The organism is Methylobacterium sp. Leaf87 (assembly GCF_001422775.1).
Classification (GTDB): Bacteria; Pseudomonadota; Alphaproteobacteria; order Rhizobiales; family Beijerinckiaceae; genus Methylobacterium.
Genome location: NZ_LMMI01000045.1, coordinates 348,840 through 375,132 on the forward strand (window position 1 = coordinate 348,840; position 26,293 = coordinate 375,132).

The window sequence follows — 26,293 nt, forward strand, 5'->3', positions numbered from 1 at the left end:
GGAACTCCTACGGGACGATCTCGATGAGCGGCACCCTGGGGATCTCGCCGGCCGTGAAGGCCGAGAGATCGACGGTGAGGTCGTCGGTGTCGAAGCGCACCGGCACGTCGAACAGGAAGCCGGCCGTCACCGGATCCCCGGGGGGCGGGGCCGCCGCGAGGGTGACCGTGCCCGTCGTGCCGTCGCAGGTGAAGGCGGCGGGCGGCAGGGCGAGGCCCGCCACCGCCACGATCACGCTCTCGGCCACGGGCTTGGTGATGACCCGCCGGTAGGGCAGGGGGCCGCTGCCGTAGGTCTTCGCGAGCTGGAACGTGCGGGTCGCCCCGTCGCCGGAGCCCAGGGGCTGGTCCATGGCCGAGACCGGGCGCGAGGGCGGGCCGGAGCGGGCATCGACCCGGTCTCGGTAGCGGAACCCGTAGAGGCGTCCGCGCCGCTCCTCGAAGAACGCCAGCACGGCGTGGAGGGCGTCGAGGGTGCGGATGCCGAGGCCGGCATCGTAGCGGCGGCGCGAATCCGCCCAGCGGCTGTTGCGGTGCTCGCGCCCCGACGCGAGGGTGACGATCTCGGTCATCCGCCCCGGCCCGCCGCTGCCCCGCAGGGCGACATCGAGGGGAAAGCGGACTTCGTGGAAATCGGCGCCCATGGGCGGCTCCTGGATGCGGCAAGTCGGACGTCTGGGCAAGTCGGACGTCTGGGCAAGTCGGACGTGTCGGCAAGTCGGACGTCTCGGGGAGGCGCGCGATCACCGCGTGCCTTACAACCCCCGCCGGCCGCGGGCCACGGCGCGGGCGAGGCCGGCGGCGACCTGGGCCTCCGAGCGGCGAAAGCCCGCGATGTCCGGGGTGGTGATGTTCACCGTGACGGCGGCGGCGCGGGCCTCCGCGCCGGCCGCGACCCCGAGGCGGCCGTCGCTGCCGCGCTTCAGGGGCAGGATCGCCTCGGGCCCGGCCTCGCCCATGAGGCCGAGGCCGCCCTGCATGGGAAAGTAGGTGGGCGCGGCGACGATGCCGCCGGCCGCGAACGGCCGCACGCGCCCTTGCGCCACCACCCCACCCCGGGCGAAGGCCTCGGTGCCCCCGGCGACGCTGGCGTTGAGGGCGCCCTTGACGAGGCCGGTGATGCCGGCCTTGACCGGGGTCAGCGCGGCCTTGAGGGCGAGGCTCGAGAGCTTCGTCGTGAGGGTGCCGAGCAGGCTGTCGAGCTGGCGCCCGGCGCCGAGGGGACCGCCCAGGGCCTGGGTCAGGCTCTGGCCGAACCCTTTGGCCAGCCGGTCGAGGACCTGAAGCTGCTTTTCGCGGCCCGCCTGGGCGCGGTCGGTCTCGCTCTCTGGCATCACGGGCTCCCAGGATCACAGGATGACGGGACGTCGGGATAGGCCGCGAGCAGCCGGTCGAGATCGGCCCGGCCGGCTGCCGGCGCACGGGCCGACAGGCCGGCGGCGGCGAAGAGTTCGCGCGGCGTGGCGCCCCAGAGGTCGCGCGGACGCCAGCCGAGCCGCCCGAGGGCGAGCGCGAGGACATCGTCCCACGGGAAGGCGGAGGCGGGCTCCGGCGCGCTCCCGCCCGTGGGGCTCAGGGGTTTGGCGAGGCGCCCTCGCCGAAGGCGGCGGTGAGGGCTTCACCGAGGGCCGCCGTGAGCGGTTCGAGTCCGCCGGCCAGGGGCAGGGCGGCGACGGCCGCGTCGTCGAGGGCGTGGCCGCCCCCGCGCAGGGCGCTGCCGAGCAGGGCGATGAGGTCCCGGGTGGCGAGGTGCCCCCCGGCGAAGCGCTCGGCCAGCCCCGTGAGGTCGCGGGCCCCCAGGGCCGATTCGAGTTCGGCGAGGGCGCCGAGGGTGAAGCAGAGGGTGTAGCGCTGCCCCCCGAGATCGAGGGGGATTTCGCCGCGCCTGCGGTTCGCCATGATCTTCGGGCCTCCCTATTTTTTCAAACCTTGATGGGTCTCAGGCCGCCGTGAACGCGAGGGCGCCGGCGGAATCGAGGGCCAGGTCGAAGGTGACCTCGCCGGCGTGATCTCCGCGATATTCGAGGCTGGTGATCTGGAACGGGCCCTCCAGGGTGCCGAAGGCCGGCACCACCACCTGGAACGTCTCGATGGTCCCCTCGAAGAACAGCTGCCGCAGGCGGGCGTCGGAGGCCTCGTCGCGAAACACCCCGGCGCCCGCGATGGCGGCCCGGCGGATTCCTGCCCCGGACAGCAGCTCGCGCCAGCGCCCGGCGGATTCGGCGTGGGTCACGTCCACGGCCTCGGCGTTGAAGGCAATCTGGCGGGCGCGCAGGCCGGCGACGGCGACGAAGCCGCCCCCGCTCGCCACGCGGATGAGTAGGTCCTTGCCGCGTTGTGCGCTCATGCGGGGTCTCCCGTGGGATTGGAGGCGGTCAGGCCGGGCGGTGCTCGGTGACCGCCTGGAGGGTGAGGGTGGCGCGGGCCTCGCCGGTGGCGGGGTCGCGGGTCGCGGCGAGCCGCACGACCCGCAGGGTCACGAGGTGGTGGCCGTGCAGCGCCAGGGGGGCGTCGGCGAGGAGGTCGGCCATGCGCTCGGCGGCATCGAGGCCGGAGCGGGCCGAGCCCGGCCGGGCGTAGAGGACGAGGGCGAGGCCGTGGGCGTGGCGCGTCGCGCCGTCGACGGATTCGTCGCGGATCTCGGCGTCGCCGAACACGCCGTAGACGGGCACGCTGCCGCGCGGCGGCTCGTCGTGGAGGCGCACGGACCCGCCCATGAGCCGGGCGAGGGGGGCGTCCACGGCCAGATAGGCGCGTAGCGCCCCGCGCAGGGCGAGCAGCGGGCTCGCGGAGACCGGGTCTCGAACCGTCACGGCGCGCGCTCCCCGGCCACGAGTTCTTCGACCCGACAGACGAGTTCGCGCCGTCGGCCGTCGGGATCGCCCGCGGCCCGGATGGCGAAGCGGCGCGGCCCGGTGGACAGCCGCATCGTGGGCGTGACGTCGGCGCGGTAGGCGAGGCGGACCCGGTGGGTCTCCGCCGCATCGGCCCGCCCGCCCCGGACTCGCTCGGGCCCGCTCAGGGATTCGAGGGCACCCCACACCAGGGGGCCGGGGACGTAGCGGCGGATCACGCCGCCGAACCCGTCGGGCTCCTCCACGGGCCGTTCGAGGGTGAAGCGGCGGCGGCGCGCGCCGATGGGCACGCGCGGCGTGGACTCGGGCATGATCGGCTCCGTGATCATAGGGACAGGCGCCGCAGGGGGGCGACGAGGGCGGCGACGGATGGCGGCGGGCCCGCGCCCGTGTCGCCGCGATGCTCGAAGCCGTGAGCGGCGAGGAGCCGGATCGCCTGCAGCAGCATCGGGGGCGCCGGGGGGCCGTCGCCACCGTATCCGGCGCTGACCTCGACGAGGGCGGCGCGGGCGTGGAGCGACGGCGCCTCGGGCGAGACCACGAGGCCCGGCGCCTCCACGGGGTCCGGCCCGGGGCGCACGAGGCCGGGGGCGAGGTCGGTGACCGTCCCCTCGGCATCGACGAGGCCGGTCCGCTCCACTGCCACCAGGGGGCTGAGCGGCAGGGGCACGAACCCGGCGGCGGGCCACGCCGTGAGCATGATCCGGTAGCGCCCGGGCGCCAGGATGCGCCGGGTCGCGGCTTCCACGCTGGCGCGGGCGGAGGCCACGAGGGCGGCGAGGAGGGCGTCCTCGGCCCCGCCCTCGTCGGAATCGAGGCGCAGATGGGCGCGCATCTCGCCAAGGCTCACCGGCTCGACGGTGGCGCCTGCGACGCGTATCGGGGTCATCGTCGTCTCCAAGGTGCGGGGTGTTGCCGATGGCTCGGACTGGTCTCGGGCGTCTCGCCCTGCTGATGGGCGTCGCGGTTCCGGCCCCGATCATGGGTCCGGCGCACGCGGTGGTGGGCGGCGATCCGGCTCCGGAGGCGGCGTCCCACGCCGTCATGGTGCTGTCCTCGAACGGTGGCGTGTGCACCGGCGTGGTGGTGGCACCGGGCGCCGTGCTCACGGCCGGGCATTGCCTCGCGCCGCGCCTCGTCCACCGGGTGCACTACAAGGACGCCGCCGGGGCGCCGGTGCTGGCCGAGCCCGCCGCGCAGGCGGTCCATCCGGGCTACGATGCGGGCGCCATCGCGGGGCGCCGCCGCTCCATCGACCTCGCCCTCGTGCGCCTCGCCGCGCCCCTGCCGGCGCCGTTCGTGCCCGCCACCTTGAGTGCGGCGATGCCGCGCGCCGGCGAGACTCTCACCGTCTCGGGCTACGGCGTGGCGCGGCCGGGGGATCCGCGCAGCACCGGCACCTACCGGCAGGCCGGCGTGCCCGTGGTCGAACCCTACGGGCCGAGCCGCATCCTCGTCTGGCTGCGCGGCGCGAAGGGCGCCGGCGCCTGCCAGGGCGATTCCGGTGGTCCGGTCGCGGCGGATATGGGCGTCGTCGCGGTGGCGGCCTGGGTCGGCGGGGCCTGCGGCGGTCTTTCGCAAGGGGTCCTGCTCGGGCCGCAGCGCGCCTGGATCGACGCGACCCTGGCCGGCTGGGGCCTCGCCGCCCGCTGGGACCGCCCGTGAGCCCGCGCCGGCCGATCGGCGTCGCGGGCGGAACCAGAGCTTGGCCGAGGGATTCCGTTCAGATAGGTTTCCACCATGGCCGTCCGGGACGCCTCCCTTCGGGGCCGGGACGCGGGAGAGACACGATGCTGCCGACCGCGTTTCGCGCCACCGTCCTTCGCACATTCACCGTGGCGGCCCTGGTCGCGCTCGCGCCCGCACTCCTGCCCACGCCCGCCTTCGCGGTGATCAACGGCGCGGTCTCGCGGGATCCCAACGGCCTGCGCGCCTCCGTGGTCCGCATCGAGAGCAGCCAGGGCGAGATCTGCTCGGGCACGCTCATCGCCAGCGACCTCGTGCTCACGGCGGCCCATTGCGTGATGCACCGGGCCAGCTACAGCGTTGTGGCGGTGGACCGCGCCTTCCGCTCGCGCCGCATCGCCGTGGCGGCGGCGTCCATGCATCCCGAATTCGTCCCCGGCACCACGCCGGAGGATCAGCCGGGCATCGATCTCGCTCTCATCAAGCTCGCCGAGCCCTTGGGCGGCGACTTCCAGCCCCTCGATCCGCGCGGCGGCGGCATCAACACCGGCGACGCCGTCGAGATCGCGGGCTTCGGCGTGGTGGCGGAGAACCGGCGCAACACCGCCCGCACCCTGCGCCAGGCCCAGCTCGTCTCCATCGGCCCGCTCCAGGTCGCCAACCGCGTCACCGTGGTGACCGACCGGCGCCGCATGGCCGAGACGGCGGGGGCGGGCGCGTGCCTCGGCGATTCCGGCGGCCCGATCCTGCGCGGCGGCCCCGGCGGCTATCAGATCGTCGGCGTTGTGAGCTGGTCGAGCGGCGCCATGCGCCAGGACAAGCGCGCCCGCACCGCCTGCGGCGGCTTCACCGCCGTCACCCCCACGGCCGAGCACACCGGCTGGATTTCCTCCCGCGCCGCCGAGATGAGCCGGATGCAGCCGGGCGAGGCTGCGGCCCGCACCGAGTGGATGGCGCGGCCGGGACGGCGCTGAGCCGGGTTTCGATGCGGAACCGGGGCCGCTTTCACGAACCCCGCCTGGGCGCCGGCTTCCTCGCGGGCCGATGCCTTACGGACGGTTCGTCCCCGGCCGGCTGAAGGTCCGGGCCGCCGGCGGGAAACCGGTGACCATCTGCTCGTCGACGCCCCGGTTGGCGGCGAGCATCCCGCGCGGCACCCGGGCCAGCCAGGTCGCCAGCAGGGTCTCGTCGGTGACGCCGCTGTCGTGCACGCCGACGATCTCGGCCGTCTCGGTGCCGATGCTCTCCACCGAATGCCCGCAGGACCGGGGCAGGTACGCGCAGTCGCCCGGGCCGAGTTCGGCCACGGCCATGTGCTTGTCCTGGCCGAACAGGGTCACGCGCGTCCGCCCCCGCACGACGTGGTGCCACTCGTTCGCGCGGGTATGCCAGTGGGGCGCGTGCACCGCGCCGGCCGCGAGGCGTACCAGGAAGCCGGTCATCCCCGCCGAGACCGGGAAGGCGCCGGCGGGCGCCATCCGCATCGTGGAGCCGGCCCCCTCGGCTACCGCTACGGCACCCGCCAGGGCAAAGCGATGGGTGCGCTCCGGCGGCAGCGGACGCTCGGCCCGCGCCGTTGCGCCGTCGCGGGGCACGACGGGTCCCTGGATGATGTAGGTCTCGCCGGCCGGCAGGGCCGCCAGAGTCGCCTCCGGCACCCCGAGTGCGCCGCGCAGGATCGCGGGGTCGATCCGGCTCATCCAGTCGGTCAGCCCGAAGGTGCCGTGTTCGCCGAACAGGCCGTCGTCGAAGGCCAGGATGGCGTGGCACGGCTCGGACCCGAGGGTCTGGATCGCGTGGGCGTGGCCGCCCGGAAAGTACCAGGTGTCGCCGGGCGCGAAGTTGACGACCTCCATCTCCCCGGCGGCATCGATCACCGTCGCCTAGCAGTGGCCGGCGACGATGTAGCCCCACTCGGCGGAGGCGTGCCAGTGCATCTCGCGCACCCCGCCCGCATTCAGGAAGATGTGGGCCCCCGCGATCCCGGTGGCGAGGGGCAGCTGGTGGGTGGTGATCTCCCGCGCCCAGCCGCCCGAGGTCGCCTTGACCGGGCCGCCGTCGAGGGAGGCCGTGAACACCGGGGCAGGCCCCGGCTTGCGAGGGATCATGCGCAGGAAGGTGGAATCCGGGGCGACGTCGGCCCCCGCCGCCTGACCGTCCCGCGCAGGGCCGGTCTGGAGAGGGCCGCTCTCCGCCGCCAGCGCCCCGCCGGCGGCCAGGCTGCCGCCCGCCGCGAGGGCGCCGAGAAACAGGCGGCGGTTGGTCTGGTCCATGGCGCTCCCCTCGGACGAGGGCGCCGCCGCAACGACCCGTCCCCGACCGGAGGGAGCGCCCGGGGACGGGGTTAGCACCGCGCTATGCTTGAATTCGCTTCCTCTGCGGAGTGTATCCACATCTTCGTCCGACGATCGCGCGCTAGCGTTTCCGCTTCCTCAAGACGAACTCGGGACTACCCGCACCACGCGGCGCCCGCCGTCGCGATGGGATGGCGACACCCGGTGGGGCGGTGCCGGGGGCCGGATCGATCCACCCCTCGACCGGCCCTAGAAAGCGACGGCGGGTCCCGTGATCTCGACTTCGACGTCGAACTCGCCGAAATGATCGGGCAACGCCTGCGCCGCCGTCGGAGAGTGCGCGAAGACCCGCATGGTCCAGTCGTCACCGCGCTCGTTCACACCCAAGCCGACGGAACAATCGACCCGGCCCGAGATGTACTGTGCGGCGAAGGCATCCTTGGCGGCAACGGCGGCCGATCTTGACGCTCGCAGCTTGTCACGCTGGTCAACCATGTCACGCTCCTGCATGTCACGCTCCCGCATCGGGGATGTAGATGTCGAGATCGAGGGCATCAAGGACGGTTCGGATCGGATTGCCGTAGGTGATCCCGCCGCCCTTCGGCCCACCCGTCTCAGTGCCCGCGAAGAGAAGTGCGACCGGTCGGCCATCCTTGGTGCAGATCAAGGATCCACTGTCCCCGCCTTTGGAGAATGCACCCTTCACACCACTGATCGCAATCTGCTTGTTGAACATCGCGAACTTGGGGCGTGGGCCGCTCACCATCTGAACCTGAACGTTGTCCACCTCGACCGCTTCGACAACGCCTTCGGTATAACGTGTCGTACGGCCGACCTTGCGGACCGGCATGCGCTGCAGCACCAGCTCTTCGATGGCGCCAAGGTCCCAAACCTCGGCGCCCGGGACCGTGTGGCCGACCCGGCGGGCCTCGCAATCCCGGCCGGTGTCGAGGGCCGCGAAGGCGCAGTCGACCAGATTGGCCGAGACCGGATCGAAAGTGATCGGGATGAAGGTCTTCAGTTTGGCGACCCGATGATCCCGGTCCCAGGCGTGGCCGCCATCGAGGCGCCCAGGCTGGAGAATGATGTCGTCGGTCCGGCCGGCGTTCGTCGCAGCCAGGACGTGATTGTTCGACAGGATCCCGATGCTGCCGTCGCGGTCGATGCCGAAGCAGCCGATCGTTCCGGCGGTGATCCGCAGATGCCCGACGGACTCTCCCATCAGGAGGGGACGGCAGGGTTTGACGCTCGGGGTGGCCTGTCGCCGCGTGCGGCCGGTGACGATGATCTCGATCTCGTCCTTCGCAATCCGTTGAGCGGTCTCGACGACCGGATGATGGCGGAGTTTCTGGTGCTGGAGAAACAGTCCGACCTTCAGGTTCGAACCGTCCCGGTCGGCCGGCCCGTACCGCAGGATGCCGACCCCGATCTTTTCCTTCGGATGGAACGCCCGCTCGCGTCGCGCACGCTGGATCTGCTCGTGCGCCTCCGTTCCGGGCAGCGGCGCGAAGGTCGGACCGCTCTCGGGCGCCGCGAACGCATTGATGGCTTCGGCATAGCGGAACGCTTTGAGAAATACCTCGGCCTTGGCATTCTCAGCACCGTCGAAATTCATGCCTAACGTCCCAATTTTATAACCTAAGGTTGTTATTGCGCGAATCTTGGCGCGACGGAAGAGGCGCTTCTCGCCAAGATGCGTCGAATTCGGTGATCTCAGGGTTGTGCGCTCGAATCGACACACGAAAACGCGTGGACACCCGCCGGTCCGAACCCCCGGACCCGAAGGCCCGGGGGCCGGTGTCAGGCCGCGAACTTCAGGAGCTTGATCGCGTCGAAGTCCTGCACGCCGCCGCCGACGCGCTTCGTGGTGTAGAACAGCACGTAAGCGTGTTTTGGCTTGGCACTAAAACGAAGTGCATCTTTCTAGCTTGCTGGGGCCAACCTTGGCATCGTGTTGGGAGTGAGCGGCACGGCTGTAGGTGACGCGATGCTGCGAAGAGCGGGTCACCGCATCAACGCCCGTGCAGGCCAGCGTGGCGCTGCTGGATCGAGGATGGGGCAGACCAAAGCAGAGCGTGGACGTGAAGGTGGACCACAACGCCAGCGGACTGGCCCATGCGATTGCGGCTGATCAGGAGCGCATGCAGCTCGCAGCAGCGCCGCAGCAGGCAGTGAACATCATCAAGGGCGAAGTCATCGGCGAAACAGTTGATAAGCCGTTAGAATACCCCCCAGCACAGACGCTTCTTTTCGCCGCGACGGCGCGCCGCATTATGCTTTGGGTAACCGCATCACCACATTGTATACATTCATACAGAGCGGATATCTTCCGACTTATGGAAGAGTGAGATGATTACCCCGACTGACTACGTGCCGCCTCGCGGCACCCAATTTGATGGTGTGGTGGAAGGCGTGGCGCGCGAATTGGCCAAGGCTTTGCCGCTGCGCCCTGAACCTGCATCAACCGCCCTGCTGCTGAAGCGCAAGGCCAAGAAGCAGGCACAATCCTAGGCGAAGTCTCCGCGAAAATTCCCGCTGATTGTGGCAGCGCCGTGGGGTAAGCCTCCGTTCAAACAGAGCCCCGCGATGAAGACCAGCATCACCCATTACCGGCCGCAGAACCCCAAGCGCAGTGGCGCTTTGGAGCACCGCTTCATCGCTGCTGGCCCCGAGGTGGCGATGATTGCCAAGTGGCTGAGGGACAACAACGCTCACGGTGAGTGGCGCATGGACCCGCACACGCAAACTCTGCTCAGCGGCACCTCGCAGGCGCCGGAGCCAGATGAGCCCCTGCGGTTCAAATTTGAAATCCACGAGAGCGCCACGGACAGGGAAGCGGCTCGGCGCACCACCGCACACATCTCGCTGCTGAAGATGAGCAATGCAGGCGTGCTGGACCTCAAGTGGAACAAAAAGTAGCCGCTTGACTCTGCGTTAAAGGCTAAGCCGTAGCGATTCGCTAGTGCCTGGGCTATGATCTGAGCTAGAGCACAGATAAGTCATTGATCATGCGCGTGTCAGGTGAGCGCTGCGCTAACATCGGACAAAATCACACTGTAACAAGGTGCGCTACGCACTCAACGGGAGTCTGCGCCTGTGAGCAACTGAGGGGGCTGAGACGCTGCACAGGATCTCACGGAGGTACGGATATCGGCACCGCATTCCACTACGGCCCGGCTGCTTGTAAGACCTGCATCAATTGCCGCCAGTGCAGGTGGGTCAGAAGCAGCCTCATCTCAGGACACACAAATCTCGATGTCGGTTTCTGACAACGCCAAGAATGGGGGTACCTCGCCTTCTTTGAAGAAGGTGGGAATGCTGGCGCCCAGATGCGGGCATACGATTGGTCAGTTGCATCTTTTGGCGCAACCAGCATCCGGCCACACATCAATCCACTAAAGCCTTCGCGACCGCGTCGGCTGAGTCCTTGTAGAACTCGACGTTGATCCGCGTCCAAAGATCGTCGGGGAGCTCGTTGAGCTGGCGCCTTGCCGACACCGGCATGAGCAGCGTCGATGCCTGCTTGTCCACAGCAAGCTCCGCGATCCGGATCGCGTTTGGGAGCATCTCGACCGAGCCACCCAGGTTCAGGGCTCCGACCACGATCGTTCCGCCTCGCGTGTTCTTGCCCAGCATGCTGCCGCACATGGCGATGAGCACGGGTACGCCCAGGCCGATCCCGCTCTTCTCCGTATCCATTGGGCGCATCTGGATCGAGAGCTCCTCCTCGCGCGGATTGCGGTCCCCGACGAGTTCCCGCGATCGGGCGTACAGGTTCTGCTCGCCGACCTTGACGCTTTCCTTAAAGGGCGGGGGCGGCGGCTGGTTGAGGATCCTGACACCGCTACCCCGGACGCTCGCGACCTCGATCCGATAGAGCCCAGGACTGCCCTCCGTCGAGCCGACGCTGACGCCCCAGACCTGCCCCGGGGGGAGCGGGTCAGTCTCGATTGCCTGGTCGGAGTGGAGCTCGGGGGTTGAAACGAACTGCTCGATCCCCTCGGGTCCCATGGTGTAGCTGAAGTGGGTGTTGCGGAACTCGCTCTTGAACACCCGCTTCTGCTGCTCTTTGACCCGCCTTCGAGCCTCAAGCGCGAGCCGGACGATCCACTCGAGATCCTCGTCGGGGACTGGCATCTCGGGGTCCGGGAAGAGGAGCTTCGTCAGCCCACTCACCGTCTTGTTTACCGCCTCGATGTCACGGCCGCTGAGGGCTCCGCCCAGGTGGATGCGATCGTGCATCACGGACGTCCGGCTCGTCGTCCTCAGACGGGTCCAGCACTCGCTGAGGAAGTCGCTGACCAAGCCGAAGTGGTTCGTAAAGTGGGTGCGCGGGTCGAGCTTCGGATAGTCCCACCCCGGGGCGTAGGCGTGGATACGATCCATGAACGCTGTGTCGTCGCGCATCTCGGGCGGCAGCGGGGTCAGGAGGTGGCCGATGCGCTGGGCGTGCTCGACGTCGACGTCGAGGTTGCCAACCAGGACGATGCCGCCCTCGGCACGAATGCTCTCCTTGCCGCGCGAGAACTCGCCCGAGGCCATGTAGCCCTTCATGATGTTCACGCCGTCCTTCGAATCGAAGGAGATCCCGGAGACTTCGTCGAAGCAGACGACGTCGTACTGGCAGACAAGACCGCGCTGCCCACTCGCCATGTTCACGAACATTCGGGCGACCGTCGCCTTGCCACCCGAGATGAGGTGCGCGTAGGGCGAGATCTGCTGGAAGAGGTGGCTCTTGCCAGTGCCTCGCGGGCCGAGCTCGACAAGGTTGTAGTTGCGCTCCACGAAGGGGATCATCCGGAGGAGCGCAACCCGCTTGGCTCGCTCGTTGAACGCGGCCGGCTCGAGGCCGATCGAGCGTAGGAGGAAGTCGATCCAATCCGGGGGCGAGAACCTGGCGCGCCCTTGGGCGAGGGTCTCGAGCACGTCTGACCGCGACATTTGGATCGGGCGGATCGCCTCGATCTTGAACGGGAGCCCGCCGCTCTCCGTGGCGATCACACCGTCGTAGGTCAGGGTCACCTCGGCATAGAAACCGTCAGTGAGCATCCGCTCATTCTCGTGGACGAAGTCGTCCGCGATCCGGACGTCGCGCAGTGCCAGGCTTGGCAGCTCAACGAGGTACCGGTCGTTCTTGGCGTCGAGCCGCGCTCGCACGATGTCGATGAGCTTGACCGATCCATCGCTCCGCGCGCGGGACTTCACGAGCTCCTCCTCGCCAGTCCGGACGGTCCGGTTCTGGAGCTGCTTCTCAACGACGCGCAGACCCTCGTTGATCTCCTCCTCGTTCGTGCTGGCGCAATAGCGGCCGAGAAGGAACTCAACCACGTAGGTCGGGACCGGGTACTGCCGCGCGTACTTCCGGACGAGGTCCTTTCGGACTACGTAGCCGTCGAACGGCGTCGCCGCGGTGGTGTCGAGATGGTCGAGCGCGAACGCCACTTCAGCCTCCGACCTTGGTCTCGCGTGCGTCGACCACGCGATTGTCGTCGTCGAGTAACACGATCTCCGCTGCGCGCCCCTCGAAATCGTCGTCCTCGACGATGAGGAGGACTTCGCCGGACGCCGCGACCTGTTTGGAGACGGCCGCGATGGATCGTTCCTGCCCCTTGGGCCTGATGTCGAGGGTATAGGGGCCGCCCTCTACCTCGACCTGGACGCGGCACCGCAGCCCGCTCCAGCCCTCGGACGCGATTCGGGCGGACGCGGTCCGTTTGGCGCCCTCGACCACCATGTCCGGGATCACGCATTCTTGGAGGGTCACGCCCCCATGCGCGTAGCCGACCTCGGAGTAGAACACGCCAATCCCCGGGGGCGAGATCATCGTGACGCTTGGGTTCCAGTGCCAGGCATAGGTCGGTAGCTCGGTCTGAGAGGCCCCCTTCAAGGGTGCCACCCGGTGCCCCTTCCGCACGGCGACCGATTTCGGGAGATCAACCTTCGGCAAGGATCCCGGCAGGAACAGCCAACCGTGATCGGTGACAATCCGGATTCGGGACCAGCCTGCCGACAGGAGTTCCATGACGCGGTCCGCGATCGTGTCGATCTCCCGACCGATCTGGTCGATGAGTCGGTCGTTGAGGCGATGCCCCAGGTCGTCGATCTCGCCGATCTCGACCCAGCCGCCGCGGGTAGCGTTCGACGCCATCCGCACGTGGCCGTCCTCCAGGACGTCGACGCCAAGGCTCACGAGAGTCTTGCGCAGGAGATCGCGGCTATAGGGTCGCTTCGAGGCAGATATGACGGGATCGAAGTCCTCTGTCATATCGGTGCCCTCAAATGCGCCATGCGCTTGGGACGCATAGGGCTTCCCCGTCGTCGTGACACTCGGAAGGGGGGTTACCCGGTGCCCCATCCTCACCTTGGCGCCACGAGCTTCGAGGATGACGAGGAGACGCCCGCCGACGTCGAACCTCAGGCCGTCGACGAACACGACGCACTCGCCTCGGTCGCCGGCGACGGGCTCGGCCAACTGCCGCATCTCGTTCGGGTCCTCTTGGACCAAGACCTGGAAGGCGCGGGCGCTCTCGTCGAGCCACGGCTCGTATACCGCCCGGACCAGGCGCTCCACGAGGCGCCCGTCGGCGCCGGACGGGACGCGCAGCAACGCCTCCAGCGCCGCGTTGTCCGCCTCCCATCCGCCGTCCGCGTAACCTGCCACGGCGGCCTTGAGCGTCGCGGCCGCAAAGGGCCGTTCCGTGTGCTTGGCGAGGCGAGCCAGCGGCTCCAGAACCTCAGCCAGGGACGCATAGCCCAGCCTGGCCCAGATCCAGGTTCTGCGGGCCGCGTGGCGACCATCCAGATCCTGTAGAACCCTGCGGACCTCGTGCGCAGGCTTGTCGGCCAAGCCCGTAAATTTGGCCCTGAGTTGAGCCTCCTCGATCTCGTTGGTGCCTGGGCTTCTCTCGTTGGCGCGGGCGAACAAATCCTTAGGTTGGGCCTGCTTCAGCACGGCGTAGAGGTTCGGGTAGAGCTGCGGCGCCTCGGCGAACCGGTTCCAGATCTCGTCGAAGACGGGCTCTCCATTCACGATCGACGTCGCGACGTGCGCTGGCGCGACCTTCGCAGGATCGAACTTGTAGCGGGATTGGCACGTCGAAACGAAGGATTCCCAGCGCGTATCGTCGGCGGCGCGCCTGAAATCGTCCAAAGCGTTCATCCAAACCAGGACCGCACGGACCGGATCGTCGACCGAAAGCCGATCGAAATCGTCGGCCGTGAGACGCCTTCCGCGGAGATGGGCGACGGGCGTTGTCGCGAGGACCGGCAGGGCCCGGGCCATGGCTTCACGGGTGCGAGTGTCGGACGCGATATCGAGTTGGAGCCCCTTGTCCGAGGTCATGAAGGCGTCGACGGTCCAATCCCGCCCGTTCTGCTGATGCCAGGTCGTCCCGCGGTACTGCAGCTCGACGAGCGGCCTGAGGTCCTGGGGGCATTCCCCAGCGGCCCTGAGGTCCTGCCGGCGCACGTTGGGCAAGTATAGGATCGGAACCTTCCCCTCCGGCGGCATGGCCTCGGGTAGCTTGCGCTCGATCACCGTTCGCAGCCAGATCACCGGGCCGGTTCGCGTGCTGGGATCGTAGGGGCCGAGGGTGAAGAGCTGGGGCAGAGCACCGCTCATCGCGCGCACGACCGGGCGCCACTGCCCCGTCGGGTCGGTCCAGATCACGGCGGCCGGCTGGACCGTGCCGCCCGGGGAGGCAGCAGAGTCCAGTGAAGCGATCACCGCATCCGTTAGGTTCGTGTCAGGGTTGACGACCTTGGACGCCACTACGCGGCCCTCCACTTACCTCGAGCCTCGGTCTTCACGCGGACTGTGTAGTGGAGATCGTTCCAGCGCTTCCCGTCAAACGCAGGCCCACCGAGGAAATCGGTGCTGCTGCCATCCCACCCCCAAAACCAAGGGTACTCGTCCTTGCTCCTCTGCGGCTCCGTCCCGCGATCTGGGTTCGGCCCGTGCTTGACCCTTGGCCGGACGCGCAGGATGCAGGCACTCGCCGACGTATCCTTGCCGAACGGCTTGGCGGTTAGGAACGGCCGGATGTTAACCCGCACGCCGTCCTCGATTTGTGGGTCCCAGCCGATCGGCTGCTCGTGGAGGGACTTCCAACGCACGAAGATGTCGTAGGGTGGCTCCCCGGCGAGAATGCTTTCCAGCTCCGTCTTCAGCTTCTTTGCGGCGGCAAGTCTGGCCTCGGCTCCCTCTCGCCCGTCCCTGGCCTCATCCTCCTGACGCGTGATCCAGCGGCCAAGGTAGGTGAAAGTGAGCTTCTCAAGGGTGCGCCGGCCCTCACCGTTGGGGCCAGCGAGATTGTGGTAGTTCACAAGTGCATGAAAGCCGTCGCGCCGCCCATCCCAGATATGAAAGATGAAGGGCGACTGCTGGAAGATCGCGCAATGCTCCTCGAAGAAGTGATCGCGTAGCCAGACACCAAAATCGATTGCCTCGTGCCCTTCCGCCCTCAGCAGCTCGTTCAACGTCTCCACCTTGTGGTCCGGACCCCAGACATGCCGGATGAGATCGCGGAGACGAGTTGCAGCATCGCTCTCGCCGGCCAAGGGGGCCAAACAGACGATGCCGTCCACGTCTACTGCCCCGGAGAGATCGATCTGGTCCGGCTCGGACAGGGTCGGGCAGTCCATAAATGAAGAGCCTGTCTGACGCGGCCAGCGGTAGCCGAGCAGGCGCGCCACCGCCACCTGAAGGGGATGCTCGGCCATTCCTGGCCTTATCGGCCGCCCCCCCGCATCCAGACGGTTCGGATCCGCCGACCCGCGGGGATGGCCTTCGAAGAGCCATTGGGTCGGGTCGTTGGACCAGGGGAGGGGTAGGCCATTAGGAAAATTTTCGGACGCGGTTTGCTGCCAATAGGTGAGATCAAAAGGAATTTTTGCGACCGTCGTATTCTGAATACTCAGTTTCTGGTCGATGATGCGCAGGCTGCGTGTAAATTCTTCAGACGCAAAAAAGCAGTAAATGGCCGTTATATTTTCTGGTGACTTAATAGTAACTGCCGTAACGTTGGTGTCAAATTTTTCGCCCATGTAAATAGACGGAACGATTTTATTCATCAGGCTAACGGAGATGCCTCGGGAGCCCCAAGCCCCTGATCCTTGAAGATCTCTCTTTCGATCTAGTGTTTGTGCTCTGTTGAGTTCACGAAGAGCACCGCGACCGTTTTCGAAAAAAACGATTTTCTCAAGTCCGCCGTAAATATCGCCGCGCGACGTTGTCGATTGCTGAAAATCCCAACCCTTGCCTATCCTGGGCTGCTCCCAAAACATACGAGAGAACCGTCCATCATCGTTTGTAGTGAGACCTTTTGTTGTGTTTACATATCTACTCAGCATTGCAGTGAAATCAATTTCGTGATGTATCAACCTCTGATCGGGGTGTGTTAGTTGTTTTTGTTGATAAACAAACTTGACCTCGTTAGTAATTAATCCCTCTCGCTTGGCCGTCGCATCCGTTTTGCTTGAGTGATCCATGACACAGATTTTGTGGCTTGCCTTAGGAATCGTTTTTGAGAGCGTAAGGAGGCTCACATTCACGACCTCTCCCGTTATGGTCTCGAAGGCTCTAGCGCCGAGGCGCGCGTCAAAAATAAAATGTGTAGAATTAAAAATCTCACTGCGTAATTTAGAGTACCCGCCAACGAACAACCAATTTACAGGAGAAACTACAACGTATGTCCCTTCATTACTGACTGAATGAAGATTGCGAACGTGAAACATAGTCGCAAGGTCTTTGTTAGCATTTGGGTAGAAAGTTTTTCCGAACGATGCTAAATATTCGGATTGATCTCCTCGCCCCAGATATGGAACATTCGTCGCTACCAACGTAAATTGCCGGCTTAGCAGCTCCGCGGCTTTGGCGAGGCCCTGGGCGGTGACCGCAGCTTCGCGGGTCTCGGGGTCACCTTCGGATTTGGCAAGCACCCGTTCGAGTACAACGGCGAGGCTATCAAAGCCTTCGGAGAAAATTGTGCCGTAATCGCCGAGTGCACGGCGCGGATCGATGAGTGAGCCCAGCACGGGAGCTCGAACGAACAGATCGTGAAGGCGTTCCAGGCCACCCTTACGCAGCGTCAGGGCTCGATCCTCCATCGGCGTACGCTCGCGGCCAAGCAGGTCGGGGGAGCTGCCGCCGAAGCCTTCAGCTTCTGCGATGTACTCAGCCAGGCGCACGAACTCAGCCTTGCCCATGCCAATAGTGAGCCCTGAGCAGGCAAGATTGAGCCGCGGGAGTTCCTGCACACCCCCGATCCGCTTCCAGGCGGCGAGCGCTAATGCGAACGCTGCGATTTGCGTGCAGCGGGGGTCGATCTCAAGGCCGTTAAGGTTGTCTCGCAGAACGGCCTCCACGGCCTCCGTCTCCCCAAGTTCCTCCTCCGCCGCCCGCATTGCCACAAGAATGTCGAGGGCAAATACTAGGAAGTGGCCCGATCCCATGCAGGGATCCAAGACTGTGATCTCGCGAGCCGTACCGGGCCAACCGGAAAAAGTACCTGCGGCTGGGCACCATGTCCCGCCATCGTCCTTTACGAAGCGCAGATTGGTCCAGGAGTAGCCCGGCGGCGAGAGCCTCCGGCGAAGCTCGTCCTCATCTGCCGCGCTGCTTGCAAAGTCTGGGTTCTCGGCCAGCCGTTTCCCGGCCCACCACGCGCCGAGTGTATTCTCGAGGAGGAAAAGGACCATGTAGTCCTCCGTAAAGAGCTGTGTAACGGCCGGCAGCTCATCAGCGCCGATCTTTACGCCAGAGCTGTTGACCTGCTCCTTCTTCTCAGCTTGCCAGAACTGGTAGACCCACCCAAGGCTATCGTCCGCCTTGAACAGTTGGGCCGGCAGCCCAGTCACGAGCCCTTCGAGCTTCTCGCGCACCTCCCGCGCCAGGCTAATTTGCAACGCCGGGTCGTCGGGCCGGAAGATCTGCGGCAACATACGCGAGGCGCACTCACCGGCGTAGTCGAGCCAGTCCCGTCCCTTGTCGCGCGCAAGCTCCTGCACCTCCTCTAGGGAGATGGCGACCGAGCTGCCGGGCATCACGAGCAGATCGTTCTCGGCAAGGAAGCGCGCGAACAAGATGCGGTGCCAGTGCTCGTAGGCGACCTCAGTGGTGAGGCGGTCGATCGCTTGAGAGCCGTCGGCCGCACGCACGTCCCCGAGCTGCCGCCCATGAGCGCGCAGCTTGACGCGGAGGGCTCGGCCGGTCTCGTCGGTTCCGCTGTGAGCTTCCTTGCGGTCGACGGCGAGGCTCCCGACGATAGCGCGAGCGCCGTCCTCGGCCAAGCGCCGCGCGCGGCCGATCGTGTTGGCGAGATCCCGGCGGAGGTTACGGTCGAGGGAGGCCATGTCGTGGGTTCTCAGCTCAGCTGGATTGGGCCATCGGCCACGGCGGTGAGAAGGGAAGTGCGCTGACGGTCGACCCAATCCTCTACCTCTGTCGCCGTCCGAAGTAGGCTTGGCTCGATGCGAATGAACGAAACCTTCGGTTCATGGAGCGCCGCGAGTTCCTTTACGAGGGTCTGCACGTAGCCAGGCACGAGCATGGGACGATCCGTCAGCTCCCTAAGGGACGTGGTGTCGAGCGTTTGAAGCACCTCTGTGTCGGTGCCGACGGCCGGCGCGTTCGGCGCAAGTAGGCGGTGGATGCACAGGAGGCGATCCCGCTCGTTCGGGTCCGTCTTCGACCAGAGGGGGTGCGCCTCGACCTGAGCGACACCCTGAGAGATGGCGGTTGCCAGCTCCTGTGAGAGACGAACTACCTCTGCCCTAAGGGCGGCACCCAGAGCCTTGATCACTGGAACGACCGGATCCGGCGTCGAGAGGAGCGACCGAGTCAACTTGATGCTTTCGACTTCGACGAGTTCCTCCGGTTGGGAGGACATCATGCCGGCATGCCGCGCAAGCCTCTCAAGGAGGGTCCAATTCGGCGTACGCTGGCTCTTGAAATCCTTCAGATCGCCCCAGGTCTTAACTTGCCCTTCTAGCTCGTCGGCCTTCGCATGGAGGGCGACGAGCTGCTCGTTGCCGACCAACCTCTGGATGTCCTCGATGTCCTTCGTCAGTGGAGCCTCCGGCAACGGCGCAGGGCCCCCTGCCGCCCGGGCGAGCTCCAGAAGCTTCGAGAGGAAGTCCGGGGCCTTGGCCGCCTCTTCGTTGCTCTTGCAAATCACTCCAAGCTTCGAGAACAGCTCGCGTAGACGGATCTTATCCGCCGCCCCCAATGTCGCCTTTTCGAGCTTGAAGCTCGCCTTCGGGATTTTGTTCTGGTCGAGGGTTCCGACGGCCACGACCACGCCGTTGAGCGTCGCGCTGATGTGCTGCGATCGATGGAGGGCCATTAAGGCAGCATCTATCGCGTCCTGGGGCCAGCCGAACCCGATATCCTGGAGCCGCTTTCGAATGTCTGTCCCAGTCATGCCGGCGCCGACCGTCGCGAGCACCTGCTTAGCGACGGGGTGCTTGTCCGCGGTGTCGCGGTGGCCAACCGGGTCAAAAGGCGTATCGGAACCTTCGCGCACCCGTTTGATGACCGTATCCCAGTGGGGCGAATCGGCCTCCTGGAAACGCGGGAACAAACGTGCAAACGATGCCTTGGCAGCCTCCGTCATGCGATCGACGAGGATCTCCTCGGGGCGCTCAGCCCCACCGCCTTGCACGACGATGGCTTGTCCGACCAGCTCGGCGACAATCCTGTCCTTCTCGGTCCGCGCGGTCCCCTCTCGGCTCTCAATGCCCCGCCGGGCCTCCTTGCCCTCCTCGTTCTCGGGACTCCCTCTATGGAGCAGCGTGTCGCGAGCGGCCTGCTCCTCGACAAGGAAGCGCCGAAGGTCCTCCGCGAACTGCTTGCGGATGAAGACATGAACGAGAGGGCTGTCCATCCCAACCTTCCGGGCATGGTCGAGCATCTCCTTCTCGCTCGCGCTCCAGCCGTCGCGGACCCAGACTGGGATGTTGTTTCCAGTATTGGAAGGGGGGGTATCCCCCCACGAGATGTTCAGCTTCCGCTGCACCTTGGCGGCGCCGTGGAGCAGCTTGAGCCGGGCGATCTCCGCCTCGAGCCGGCTTCGAAGGACCTGGTTGAGGCGGGACTGCACGAGCGCGTCGTCCGCTCGGATCTTCGCGACCCGGGCCCGGAAATCGGCATCCCATTCGGCGCCCTCGCGGGTTTGCAGGCGGTACTCATCTCCGACCGGCATAAGGATGCTTTGGTCAGCGAGAGCCTTTAGGACCTGGTCCACCTCGTCGCGAAGCTTGCCGTTATCGACCGTTAGGTCTTCGATGAGCAGGTCGGCGATATGCTCCCGCTTGGCCCGGATGCCCTTGTCTGCGAGCCCCTCCCGCCGGAACTTGCCGATCAGGAAGACGATTTTACACACCCGGGTAGCGAGTGGCTCGTGGTCCTTACCGACCGAGCCGATCCGCTCGTTGAGTTCGTGCAGGAGCGCACCGCTCGCCAGCATGTCGGGCGCTAGCGCGTCGTAGAGATCGTCGGCGGGGATTACCTTCCCGACGTCGGCCTCGGCCATTTTGGCGAGCGCGTCGTTGATGATGCGTAGCTGGGACCGGAGCTGACCTGACGTCCCCGCGCTGTCCACCTGACGGAACGCCTCCTCCCAAAAACGGCGCCGGACTGGCAGGAGGGGATAGTCAGTCACGATGATCGCGTGGTCTGCGCTCCGCTCCCCGATCTGGGTCCCAGAGAGGTGCCGGGAGATCTCGCCCCGATGCTTTTCGAGGATGCCGGCGACGTGGCCCTCGGCCGAGTTCTTCTTCTGAAGGAGGACCTTGCGCGTGACAGCCTCGACGTCCGCATCCTGGAGGTTGGCGCGGATCGTAAAGCGATCGAGCAGGTACTGGAGACGGGGTGCATCGTTGAGCGCGCTCTGGCCAGCTCCCATCACCATGAGGTGGCCGTCAAACTCCTTGGACAGGGCCTCGGCGCACTCGGCCACGTTGGAGGAGCGTTCGAGAGATTCGCCGATGTACTGCTGCACCTCGTCGAGGATCACCAGGGTGCAGGGCAGCTTGCCATTCGGCGACACCTTCAAGAGCGCTCGTTTAGCGAGGTCTACGAAGGACTGGGTAGTAATGTCGCCGGTCTGCGCAGGGAACTGCGACCGGAATGCCTTGATCGCGTCGGCCTCGTCCGCGGCGAAGCCGGGAATGACGTCGAGGACGGCCTTCGCGAGCGGCCGGCTGACGTACATATTGTTAATCTCTTTCGAGAAGGTTCGGCCAGTGGCGGCGATCGAAGCCTCGACGGCCTCAAGCTTGCCCTCGTCATGGAGCCACAGGCAGAACCGGGCCTGGGGAACCTGGTCGGGGAGCCGCACGGCCCTAAGGATGATGCCGATGATCGTGAGGCGCGGCGTGTCCATGGCACCGCCAAGGAGTGTGCCTGCCGCTGCGAGGAGGCCGCCCGCCCGCTTCGATGCGGTGTCTAATTCTTTGAGAGCGTCGGCGACTTCCGACGGCAAGTCATGGACTGCGCCGCGCGCAGAGAGGCCGCCCGGGAGCTGAGTGTTCTGCCAGAGGTGGGCGGCCATCTTGAGGAGGTGGCTCTTGCCGCTCCCGAAGAACCCGCTGACCCAGGCACCTTTTTGCGCGGCGTCGGTCCGGCCAACGTTCTGGACATAGGAGGCGAGCATCCGCACGAGGGCCGATTGGAAGGCGCCTTCACAGACAAAGGTCGAGAGCTCGTAGCGGAGCTCGCCCATGGTCCGCTCGTCGTCGACGGTGGCGATGCGCGCCTGCCCCTGATTAGCGAGGGCCTCGGTCGGGTTCCTGACGAGGATGTCTTTGATCTTCATGTTATCGGTCCTCACCACGGATCGTGAGCGGCACGGCGAGGTAATTCCACCCGTCGCGTGCATCGAGAAGGCGGTAGCTGTTCTGGTCGAGCTGGCCCGGGAAGAGCACGGCAAGCCGCCCGCGGATGTCGCGCTCAACGAGGGGCAGGACCTCAGACAGGCGACAAAGGCCGAAGATCGACCCCACTCCGAACACGGCGACGACCGTCCGGTCGGTGACCCCCTCGGCAAGGAGGGCGCCCCTGACGCGCTCCGCCAGGAAGTCGCGGAACTCGCCCGAGCTCATCTTCAGGCTGAGAGTCTCCGGCTCCTCGAAGTAGGCATCACTATACTCGTCCGCGGCCATGAATTCGGCGAAAGCGTTGGTGAGGTCGACCTCACGCCACTCGTACCCTGCCTCGGTGGTTTTAATCCGGAAAACGCCCTTCTGGGCCCGCAGGGGACGCTCGAGTTCCTTGTCGTAGACAAGCATCAGGACGCGTTGGGCCCCCGCGACCGTGCGCTGCCAGGGTATACCGATGTGACGCCGATACCGCTCGGCCAGATCCTCGATCAACGACATGGTCAAGCTCTCCGAGGATCGGCGGCCAAGCGATCGAACCTGATCGACACCACCTCACCGGCGATCCGTAGGTCGACCATGTCGAGTCGTCTGGCCTCCTGGAGCATGTCGAGAGCCTGCTCGGGGCGCAGATCTAGGACGCGGAACCAGTCCGACGCGAACATATCCATGCCGCGATGGCCGGCCAGGTAGGCGACGTACGCGGCATAGGTCGCGGCGGCCGGCGTGGCCACCACGTGCGCCCGTCGCTTGAAGGTACGACCGTTGAGGTGGCCTGACTGGACCCAGGTGCTCGAGGCATTCCGTACGACCTTGTCGAGCGTCGCCTCGGACAGTCGGTTGTGGGCCTCCGAGCGAACGGCATCCTTCATGACTTCGCGCTGAAGTTCCGCGTCTGGGCGCAGGTCGAGGATGAACGGGGCGGTCTGACGGAGACGAGGGTCCCGTGCGAGCGCGCATGTCACCGCCATGAGCGGGCGCCCTAGTACATCCCGATCCCACAGATGTCGCAGCGCTCGGAAGATCAGGTCGTCCGGATCCAGGCCGTAGAGTTCCGACAGCCGCTGCTGGGTAGCCCGTCGAGTGGCCGTCGTGGACTTGCCGGTGCAGTTGTCGTCGATGATAGCCCGCTCATAGGCCGTCGCGTCCGCGGCCGGCAGCACGGTCGATAGCGCAGCGGACAAGTCGGCAAACATCATAGTTCGGCTCGTATGCGGCCCACGAGCGCCGAACCTGAAGAGGTCGCCGGGCGCCACCTCAGCCACCCCTAAAAAGAAACTTCCTTCTGAACTCAACACCGAACCGCCCCCGCTCTCACCTATAACTTAGCAGCAGTCGAACATGGGTCAAGAGTTACCCCCTCTCTCGCCGGCAAACTTGCCGGCGGGATGGGTCGTAATTTCCCAATGCAACGCGAGCTGCGTATCGACGCTCAAGCTCTTAAACGGCGACCCTGTAGCCGCGCCGGTCAATGGCCCCACGAAACCTCTTTCACGGCGCAGCTTGTGATGCTGCGACCGGCAAAAAGCTCAGAGATGTAGAGGGTTATTCGCTGCTCTGGTGGCACGCGATAGCTGGTGCCGTCGGCGTACAGAGGAATCACCCGCAGATCTTGCTTATGTAGTTGGCTGCCGCCCGCAGCGTTCAGGACCCAGCAGGAGAAACCAACCCGCGTAAGGCTGGCATCCTGCCGCGTGTTTGTGACCTCGAACACGTAGCGGTCTTCTTGGTCTTTGGCGTAGGTGAAGGCAGGTTTAAATTCAGGGTCCGCGTAGAAATCTGCGGAGCCGACTGTACAGGTGGTGAGCCGCATGCTCATGCCAGGCTCCCACAGGATCCCGTCACTCGACATCAGTCGTTGCTCCACCTCCTCACCCGGGGCCAACCATCCACCGGCGCCCACTGAAATCTCCCGCACCCGCTGGCTGGGAGTACTGTTCGCGAACACCGGCGTGCACCGGATCATGGCCAGGCGTAGCCAATCCCGGGGATGCTGATTGGTGATCCGCCCGTAGAGGTGAGATCCTTCAATGCGTGTCGCCAGGCCTACGGGGGCATCGGTACCGTACCGGTGGAAGGCTCCGCTGGGTTTGGTCTCCCGCTGCAGTATGTGCTCGCTGTATCCCATAGCCAGGGGAAGCGCTCCTACGACGAGCAGCATGAGGATGGGGCTGCCAATCATGCCCGCCACGAGGATGAGAAAGCCAGCGCCGAACACCAACACGCCGAGGATGATGAACTCGTACAAGTAGGGGGCGAATGGATCGAGGCCGAAGTACCAAGCTGCGAGCGTGCCGATGGCCGTGCTCGTGAGCCAGAGCCGGATCATTCCTTATCCTCGCGTCGTTGGAGGATCAGATGGGCAAACCCACTCCGAGCGCTGCCCCCTCCCCTCACAGCGACAGCTGTCATCCCGCGCCCAGGAAGCCCCAGCACCGGCGGGGCGCAGGTTAAGCGCCCTCGCAGCACGGGAGCCCTTCCAGCGTGTGGGTGAGCGTCCTGGAGCAGGCCTGATAACCCTGGTCATCACCGCTGAAGCGGTGGCACATATTCGCTCATGTCCACGCTCACCCACCCCCCTGTCTGGGGCCTCCTCACCCGATCCAGCTTGGATTCCCTGCTCGATCTGCCAGGCGGGGGAATGCCGGAGGTGATCACCGTCGATGCCACAGCGGATCACGCGATGGCCGCGCAACTGGTGGGTACCACGCGCCTGATGATCCAGCGGGCTCAAGCTCTCGCTGGCCTCACGCTGACCGCCACGGGTGCGCTGAGCCGCGCCGACGTTCGGGCGCTCTTCGATGCCATGACCTGGCCCGGCTATGACAAGGCCCAGGTGCTCTCGATGAACAAGGTGCTCAACGAGATCGATGTGATGCCTGTGGAGGCTACCCGGATCATCGCGCAAACTGCCAAGCTGCTTCGCAAACGGCAGCGGCGGCTGCTGGTGACCAAAGCTGGTGCAACGCTTGTTCGTGACGACCAAGCTGCGGATCTGTTCCGTTGCCTGTTCGAGACGATGTTCTGGCGTGTCAACCTTGGCTATTTCGACCGCGTGCCCGTGGAGGCCTGGCCGCAGAACCACATCGGCATCGTGCTGTGGTGCCTTTCCGTCATGTCGCCGGACTGGATCGCTCGCGAAGACCTGATGCGTAGCTGTACGGTTTGGGACCCCGCGCTGGACTACGGCCCGGCGGATTTCGCAGGGTTTGCTTTCGAGAGCCGGGTGCTGCGGCCGCTGACGTGGTTGGGTTTGTTCGAAACACGCCTGGTGGGTGATGAAAGCGCCCCGTCGTGGCGGCGTGATCGGCAATACCGGAAAGCCCCATCGTTCGATCGGGCAATCCGGTTTCGCGTTGAGCTCGACAAGCCGGTGGGCCTCGCGCACTGATTGGTCGCCACGGGAGGCATGCGAAGGCCGTTGGCAGCAGCGCGGTCGCTGGATCTTGACGTCCTGCGCGCAAGTAGCTGGCGACGACATTGGCCCGCCTAAGCTTTTGAGAATACGCTCATAAAAGCCGCTAAAATGCAGCCTTTCGCCGTATGTGCGTCGGACCAAGTACCCGTGGCAGACGGCTCAGTGAGCGGCATGATTAGCCATGCCGTTCACCGTCGCTGCGGGAGCGCTCAAACTGCCCGGGGCTTGCGGCACTCTGCCATCATCAACCCGCGTGCCTCGGCGGCGGTTGCGATCTGAGCGTCCAGCTCTCCCGAGCGTACGGCTTCGATCAGCGTATCGATGACCAGTGGCAGCTTGTCCAAGCTGCCCACCTCCACCGCCTGCTTGCCCTTGGCCAGCTCCAGCGGCTTGCCGCCCACGCGGGCTACGAAATGAATGGTACCCGTGCCGTCCTCGAACCAGCCCTTGCGCATGCGCCGGCTCACCTCGACCCTGACCCGCTCGCCCGCCTCGTTCTTGCGGCTCACGAGGTTCTTGGGTGGCGTGTAGAGTTCGCCGGCCGCCACCGCGCTGGCGAAGGCCCGCTGATCGGCCAGGCTGCCGAGCAGCTTGTCACGAGCGCGCGCCAGCGGATCACTCCCCAGGGCGATGGGGGCCGCGTTGCTGAGCTTCAGGGACTTGAGCACCGACATCTGCATCTCCGTTGGACCCCGTGTGGATCTCATGCCGGGACGCTACTGCCGTTGCACTGCCGTTCAACCGAAGACTGCGTCTAGCTCTGGCTTTGTGTCTGACACGAAGCATAGAAGTTATTTGATGCGGATTGAGCGGGAAATGCAGCATAGAAATCGTCCGCGCGTGTTTGCTTACGGCAGCTCAAGACGCTTGCCTAAGCTATTGATTTTGCGCTCTGTTTTCTTCGATTTTCGCATGTTTCGAGCTGACTGCATCTCACGTTGGCGGCGCGGCACAACCTTCCCACCCCATAACCCAAGAACCAAATGGGTAGACTGGAAGTCCGCTCGTGGCGCGCCCAATGGAGCGACAGCGAAATGGCGCCACGAGCAGCCCTCGTCTGATGGCGAAAGCCAGCAAGACGAGGAGCGCAGCGCATCGACGTTCGACGGCTTCGCGAGTGGCTTGCGAGCAGAGCGAGCAAGGCACGACGCGAAACGTCGTATG

25 protein-coding genes and 2 pseudogenes are annotated in these 26,293 nt (G+C 65.9%); 6 read left to right on the top strand and 21 right to left on the bottom strand.

The annotated features are described in order from the left end of the window. Positions 1 to 7: 7 nt before the first annotated feature. From ASF22_RS18285 to ASF22_RS18315, 8 genes are all read right to left on the bottom strand, one after another. Positions 8 to 643, bottom strand: a complete 636-nt coding sequence (locus ASF22_RS18285; protein WP_056172837.1) for a DUF2460 domain-containing protein — start codon at positions 641 to 643, stop codon at positions 8 to 10. Between the two features lie 111 nt (positions 644 to 754). After that, positions 755 to 1,333 carry a phage tail tape measure protein gene (locus tag ASF22_RS18290; protein ID WP_056266927.1) on the bottom strand — a complete coding sequence of 193 codons (579 nt, stop codon included), beginning with the start codon at positions 1,331 to 1,333 and terminating at the stop codon, positions 755 to 757. Continuing rightward, positions 1,333 to 1,575: a phage tail assembly chaperone gene (locus ASF22_RS23355; RefSeq protein ID WP_082483831.1), complete on the bottom strand. Its 243-nt coding sequence runs from the start codon at positions 1,573 to 1,575 to the stop codon at positions 1,333 to 1,335. Before ASF22_RS23355 ends, ASF22_RS18290 begins: the two co-directional genes overlap by 1 nt. Next, positions 1,572 to 1,898: a gene transfer agent family protein gene (locus ASF22_RS18295; RefSeq protein ID WP_056172840.1), complete on the bottom strand. Its 327-nt coding sequence runs from the start codon at positions 1,896 to 1,898 to the stop codon at positions 1,572 to 1,574. The genes ASF22_RS23355 and ASF22_RS18295 overlap by 4 nt, the downstream gene beginning before the upstream one ends. 40 nt (positions 1,899 to 1,938) lie before the next feature. Beyond that, positions 1,939 to 2,346, bottom strand: coding sequence for a phage major tail protein, TP901-1 family (locus tag ASF22_RS18300; RefSeq protein WP_056172841.1), 408 nt, complete (start codon positions 2,344 to 2,346; stop codon positions 1,939 to 1,941). A gap of 28 nt (positions 2,347 to 2,374) precedes the next feature. Beyond that, entirely contained in the window at positions 2,375 to 2,812 is a 438-nt protein-coding gene (locus tag ASF22_RS18305) for a DUF3168 domain-containing protein (RefSeq protein WP_056266933.1), read from the bottom strand. After that, on the bottom strand, positions 2,809 to 3,165 hold the full coding sequence (locus ASF22_RS18310; protein WP_056266937.1) for a phage head closure protein: 357 nt from the start codon (positions 3,163 to 3,165) through the stop codon (positions 2,809 to 2,811). The genes ASF22_RS18305 and ASF22_RS18310 overlap by 4 nt, the downstream gene beginning before the upstream one ends. Before the next feature lie 14 nt (positions 3,166 to 3,179). Then, on the bottom strand, positions 3,180 to 3,743 hold the full coding sequence (locus ASF22_RS18315) for a hypothetical protein (RefSeq protein WP_056266941.1): 564 nt from the start codon (positions 3,741 to 3,743) through the stop codon (positions 3,180 to 3,182). Positions 3,744 to 3,808: 65 nt separating this feature from the next. Here ASF22_RS18315 and ASF22_RS18320 point away from each other — a divergent pair, with 65 nt between their 5' ends. Both ASF22_RS18320 and ASF22_RS18325 read left to right on the top strand, forming a co-directional pair. After that, positions 3,809 to 4,519: a trypsin-like serine protease gene (locus ASF22_RS18320; RefSeq protein ID WP_244473816.1), complete on the top strand. Its 711-nt coding sequence runs from the start codon at positions 3,809 to 3,811 to the stop codon at positions 4,517 to 4,519. A gap of 125 nt (positions 4,520 to 4,644) precedes the next feature. Beyond that, positions 4,645 to 5,514, top strand: a complete 870-nt coding sequence (locus ASF22_RS18325; protein WP_056266944.1) for a trypsin-like serine protease — start codon at positions 4,645 to 4,647, stop codon at positions 5,512 to 5,514. A gap of 75 nt (positions 5,515 to 5,589) precedes the next feature. Here the strand turns inward: ASF22_RS18325 and ASF22_RS25040 are convergent, their stop codons facing one another. From ASF22_RS25040 to ASF22_RS24125, 5 genes and pseudogenes are all read right to left on the bottom strand, one after another. Further along, a complete protein-coding gene (locus ASF22_RS25040; protein ID WP_348271159.1) occupies positions 5,590 to 6,024 on the bottom strand; it encodes a cupin domain-containing protein in 435 nt (144 codons plus the stop codon). Between the two features lie 183 nt (positions 6,025 to 6,207). Beyond that, positions 6,208 to 6,813 (bottom strand): annotated as a pseudogene (locus ASF22_RS25045) (cupin domain-containing protein); the annotation flags it as partial. Positions 6,814 to 7,083: 270 nt separating this feature from the next. Then, complete coding sequence (locus tag ASF22_RS18340) at positions 7,084 to 7,329, bottom strand: hypothetical protein (protein ID WP_156647843.1); 246 nt, start codon at positions 7,327 to 7,329, stop codon at positions 7,084 to 7,086. 16 nt (positions 7,330 to 7,345) lie between these two features. After that, the gene (locus ASF22_RS18345; protein WP_156647844.1) at positions 7,346 to 8,575 is read right to left on the bottom strand and encodes a hypothetical protein; all 1,230 of its coding nucleotides are present in this window, start codon (positions 8,573 to 8,575) and stop codon (positions 7,346 to 7,348) included. 59 nt (positions 8,576 to 8,634) lie between these two features. Continuing rightward, positions 8,635 to 8,742 (bottom strand): annotated as a pseudogene (locus ASF22_RS24125) (phage major capsid protein); the annotation flags it as partial. A gap of 125 nt (positions 8,743 to 8,867) precedes the next feature. Between ASF22_RS24125 and ASF22_RS24130 the strand changes: the two are divergent. The 3 genes from ASF22_RS24130 to ASF22_RS18350 all read left to right on the top strand — a co-directional run bounded on the left by ASF22_RS24130 (position 8,868) and on the right by ASF22_RS18350 (position 9,753). Further along, complete coding sequence (locus ASF22_RS24130; RefSeq protein WP_156647845.1) at positions 8,868 to 9,182, top strand: hypothetical protein; 315 nt, start codon at positions 8,868 to 8,870, stop codon at positions 9,180 to 9,182. Between the two features lies 1 nt (position 9,183). After that, a complete protein-coding gene (locus ASF22_RS24135) occupies positions 9,184 to 9,345 on the top strand; it encodes a hypothetical protein (protein WP_156647846.1) in 162 nt (53 codons plus the stop codon). 75 nt (positions 9,346 to 9,420) lie between these two features. Then, positions 9,421 to 9,753 carry a hypothetical protein gene (locus ASF22_RS18350; protein ID WP_056266959.1) on the top strand — a complete coding sequence of 111 codons (333 nt, stop codon included), beginning with the start codon at positions 9,421 to 9,423 and terminating at the stop codon, positions 9,751 to 9,753. Between the two features lie 468 nt (positions 9,754 to 10,221). Here the strand turns inward: ASF22_RS18350 and brxL are convergent, their stop codons facing one another. The 7 genes from brxL to ASF22_RS18385 form a co-directional block, all read right to left on the bottom strand. Next, a complete protein-coding gene (brxL, locus tag ASF22_RS18355) occupies positions 10,222 to 12,276 on the bottom strand; it encodes a BREX system Lon protease-like protein BrxL (RefSeq protein WP_056266962.1) in 2,055 nt (684 codons plus the stop codon). Position 12,277: 1 nt separating this feature from the next. Then, positions 12,278 to 14,560 (bottom strand): BREX-1 system phosphatase PglZ type B, encoded by a 2,283-nt coding sequence (pglZ, locus tag ASF22_RS18360; RefSeq protein WP_162239583.1) that lies wholly within the window; start codon positions 14,558 to 14,560, stop codon positions 12,278 to 12,280. Between the two features lie 44 nt (positions 14,561 to 14,604). Then, a complete protein-coding gene (locus ASF22_RS18365) occupies positions 14,605 to 18,186 on the bottom strand; it encodes an N-6 DNA methylase (protein WP_056266968.1) in 3,582 nt (1,193 codons plus the stop codon). A gap of 11 nt (positions 18,187 to 18,197) precedes the next feature. Further along, positions 18,198 to 21,650 (bottom strand): BREX system P-loop protein BrxC, encoded by a 3,453-nt coding sequence (gene brxC, locus ASF22_RS18370; RefSeq protein WP_056266971.1) that lies wholly within the window; start codon positions 21,648 to 21,650, stop codon positions 18,198 to 18,200. A 1-nt stretch (position 21,651) separates the two neighbouring features. Beyond that, positions 21,652 to 22,212, bottom strand: coding sequence for a BREX protein BrxB domain-containing protein (locus tag ASF22_RS18375; protein WP_056266974.1), 561 nt, complete (start codon positions 22,210 to 22,212; stop codon positions 21,652 to 21,654). 2 nt (positions 22,213 to 22,214) lie between these two features. Then, positions 22,215 to 22,910, bottom strand: a complete 696-nt coding sequence (locus tag ASF22_RS18380; protein WP_056266977.1) for a hypothetical protein — start codon at positions 22,908 to 22,910, stop codon at positions 22,215 to 22,217. Between the two features lie 269 nt (positions 22,911 to 23,179). After that, the gene (locus tag ASF22_RS18385; protein WP_056266986.1) at positions 23,180 to 24,040 is read right to left on the bottom strand and encodes a hypothetical protein; all 861 of its coding nucleotides are present in this window, start codon (positions 24,038 to 24,040) and stop codon (positions 23,180 to 23,182) included. Positions 24,041 to 24,319: 279 nt separating this feature from the next. On the opposite strand from ASF22_RS18385, the gene ASF22_RS18390 reads away from it, so the two are divergent. Further along, positions 24,320 to 25,102, top strand: a complete 783-nt coding sequence (locus tag ASF22_RS18390) for a hypothetical protein (RefSeq protein WP_156647849.1) — start codon at positions 24,320 to 24,322, stop codon at positions 25,100 to 25,102. A 236-nt stretch (positions 25,103 to 25,338) separates the two neighbouring features. Here ASF22_RS18390 and ASF22_RS18395 read toward each other — a convergent pair whose 3' ends face one another. After that, complete coding sequence (locus tag ASF22_RS18395) at positions 25,339 to 25,803, bottom strand: hypothetical protein (RefSeq protein WP_056267132.1); 465 nt, start codon at positions 25,801 to 25,803, stop codon at positions 25,339 to 25,341. Positions 25,804 to 26,293: the final 490 nt, after the last annotated feature.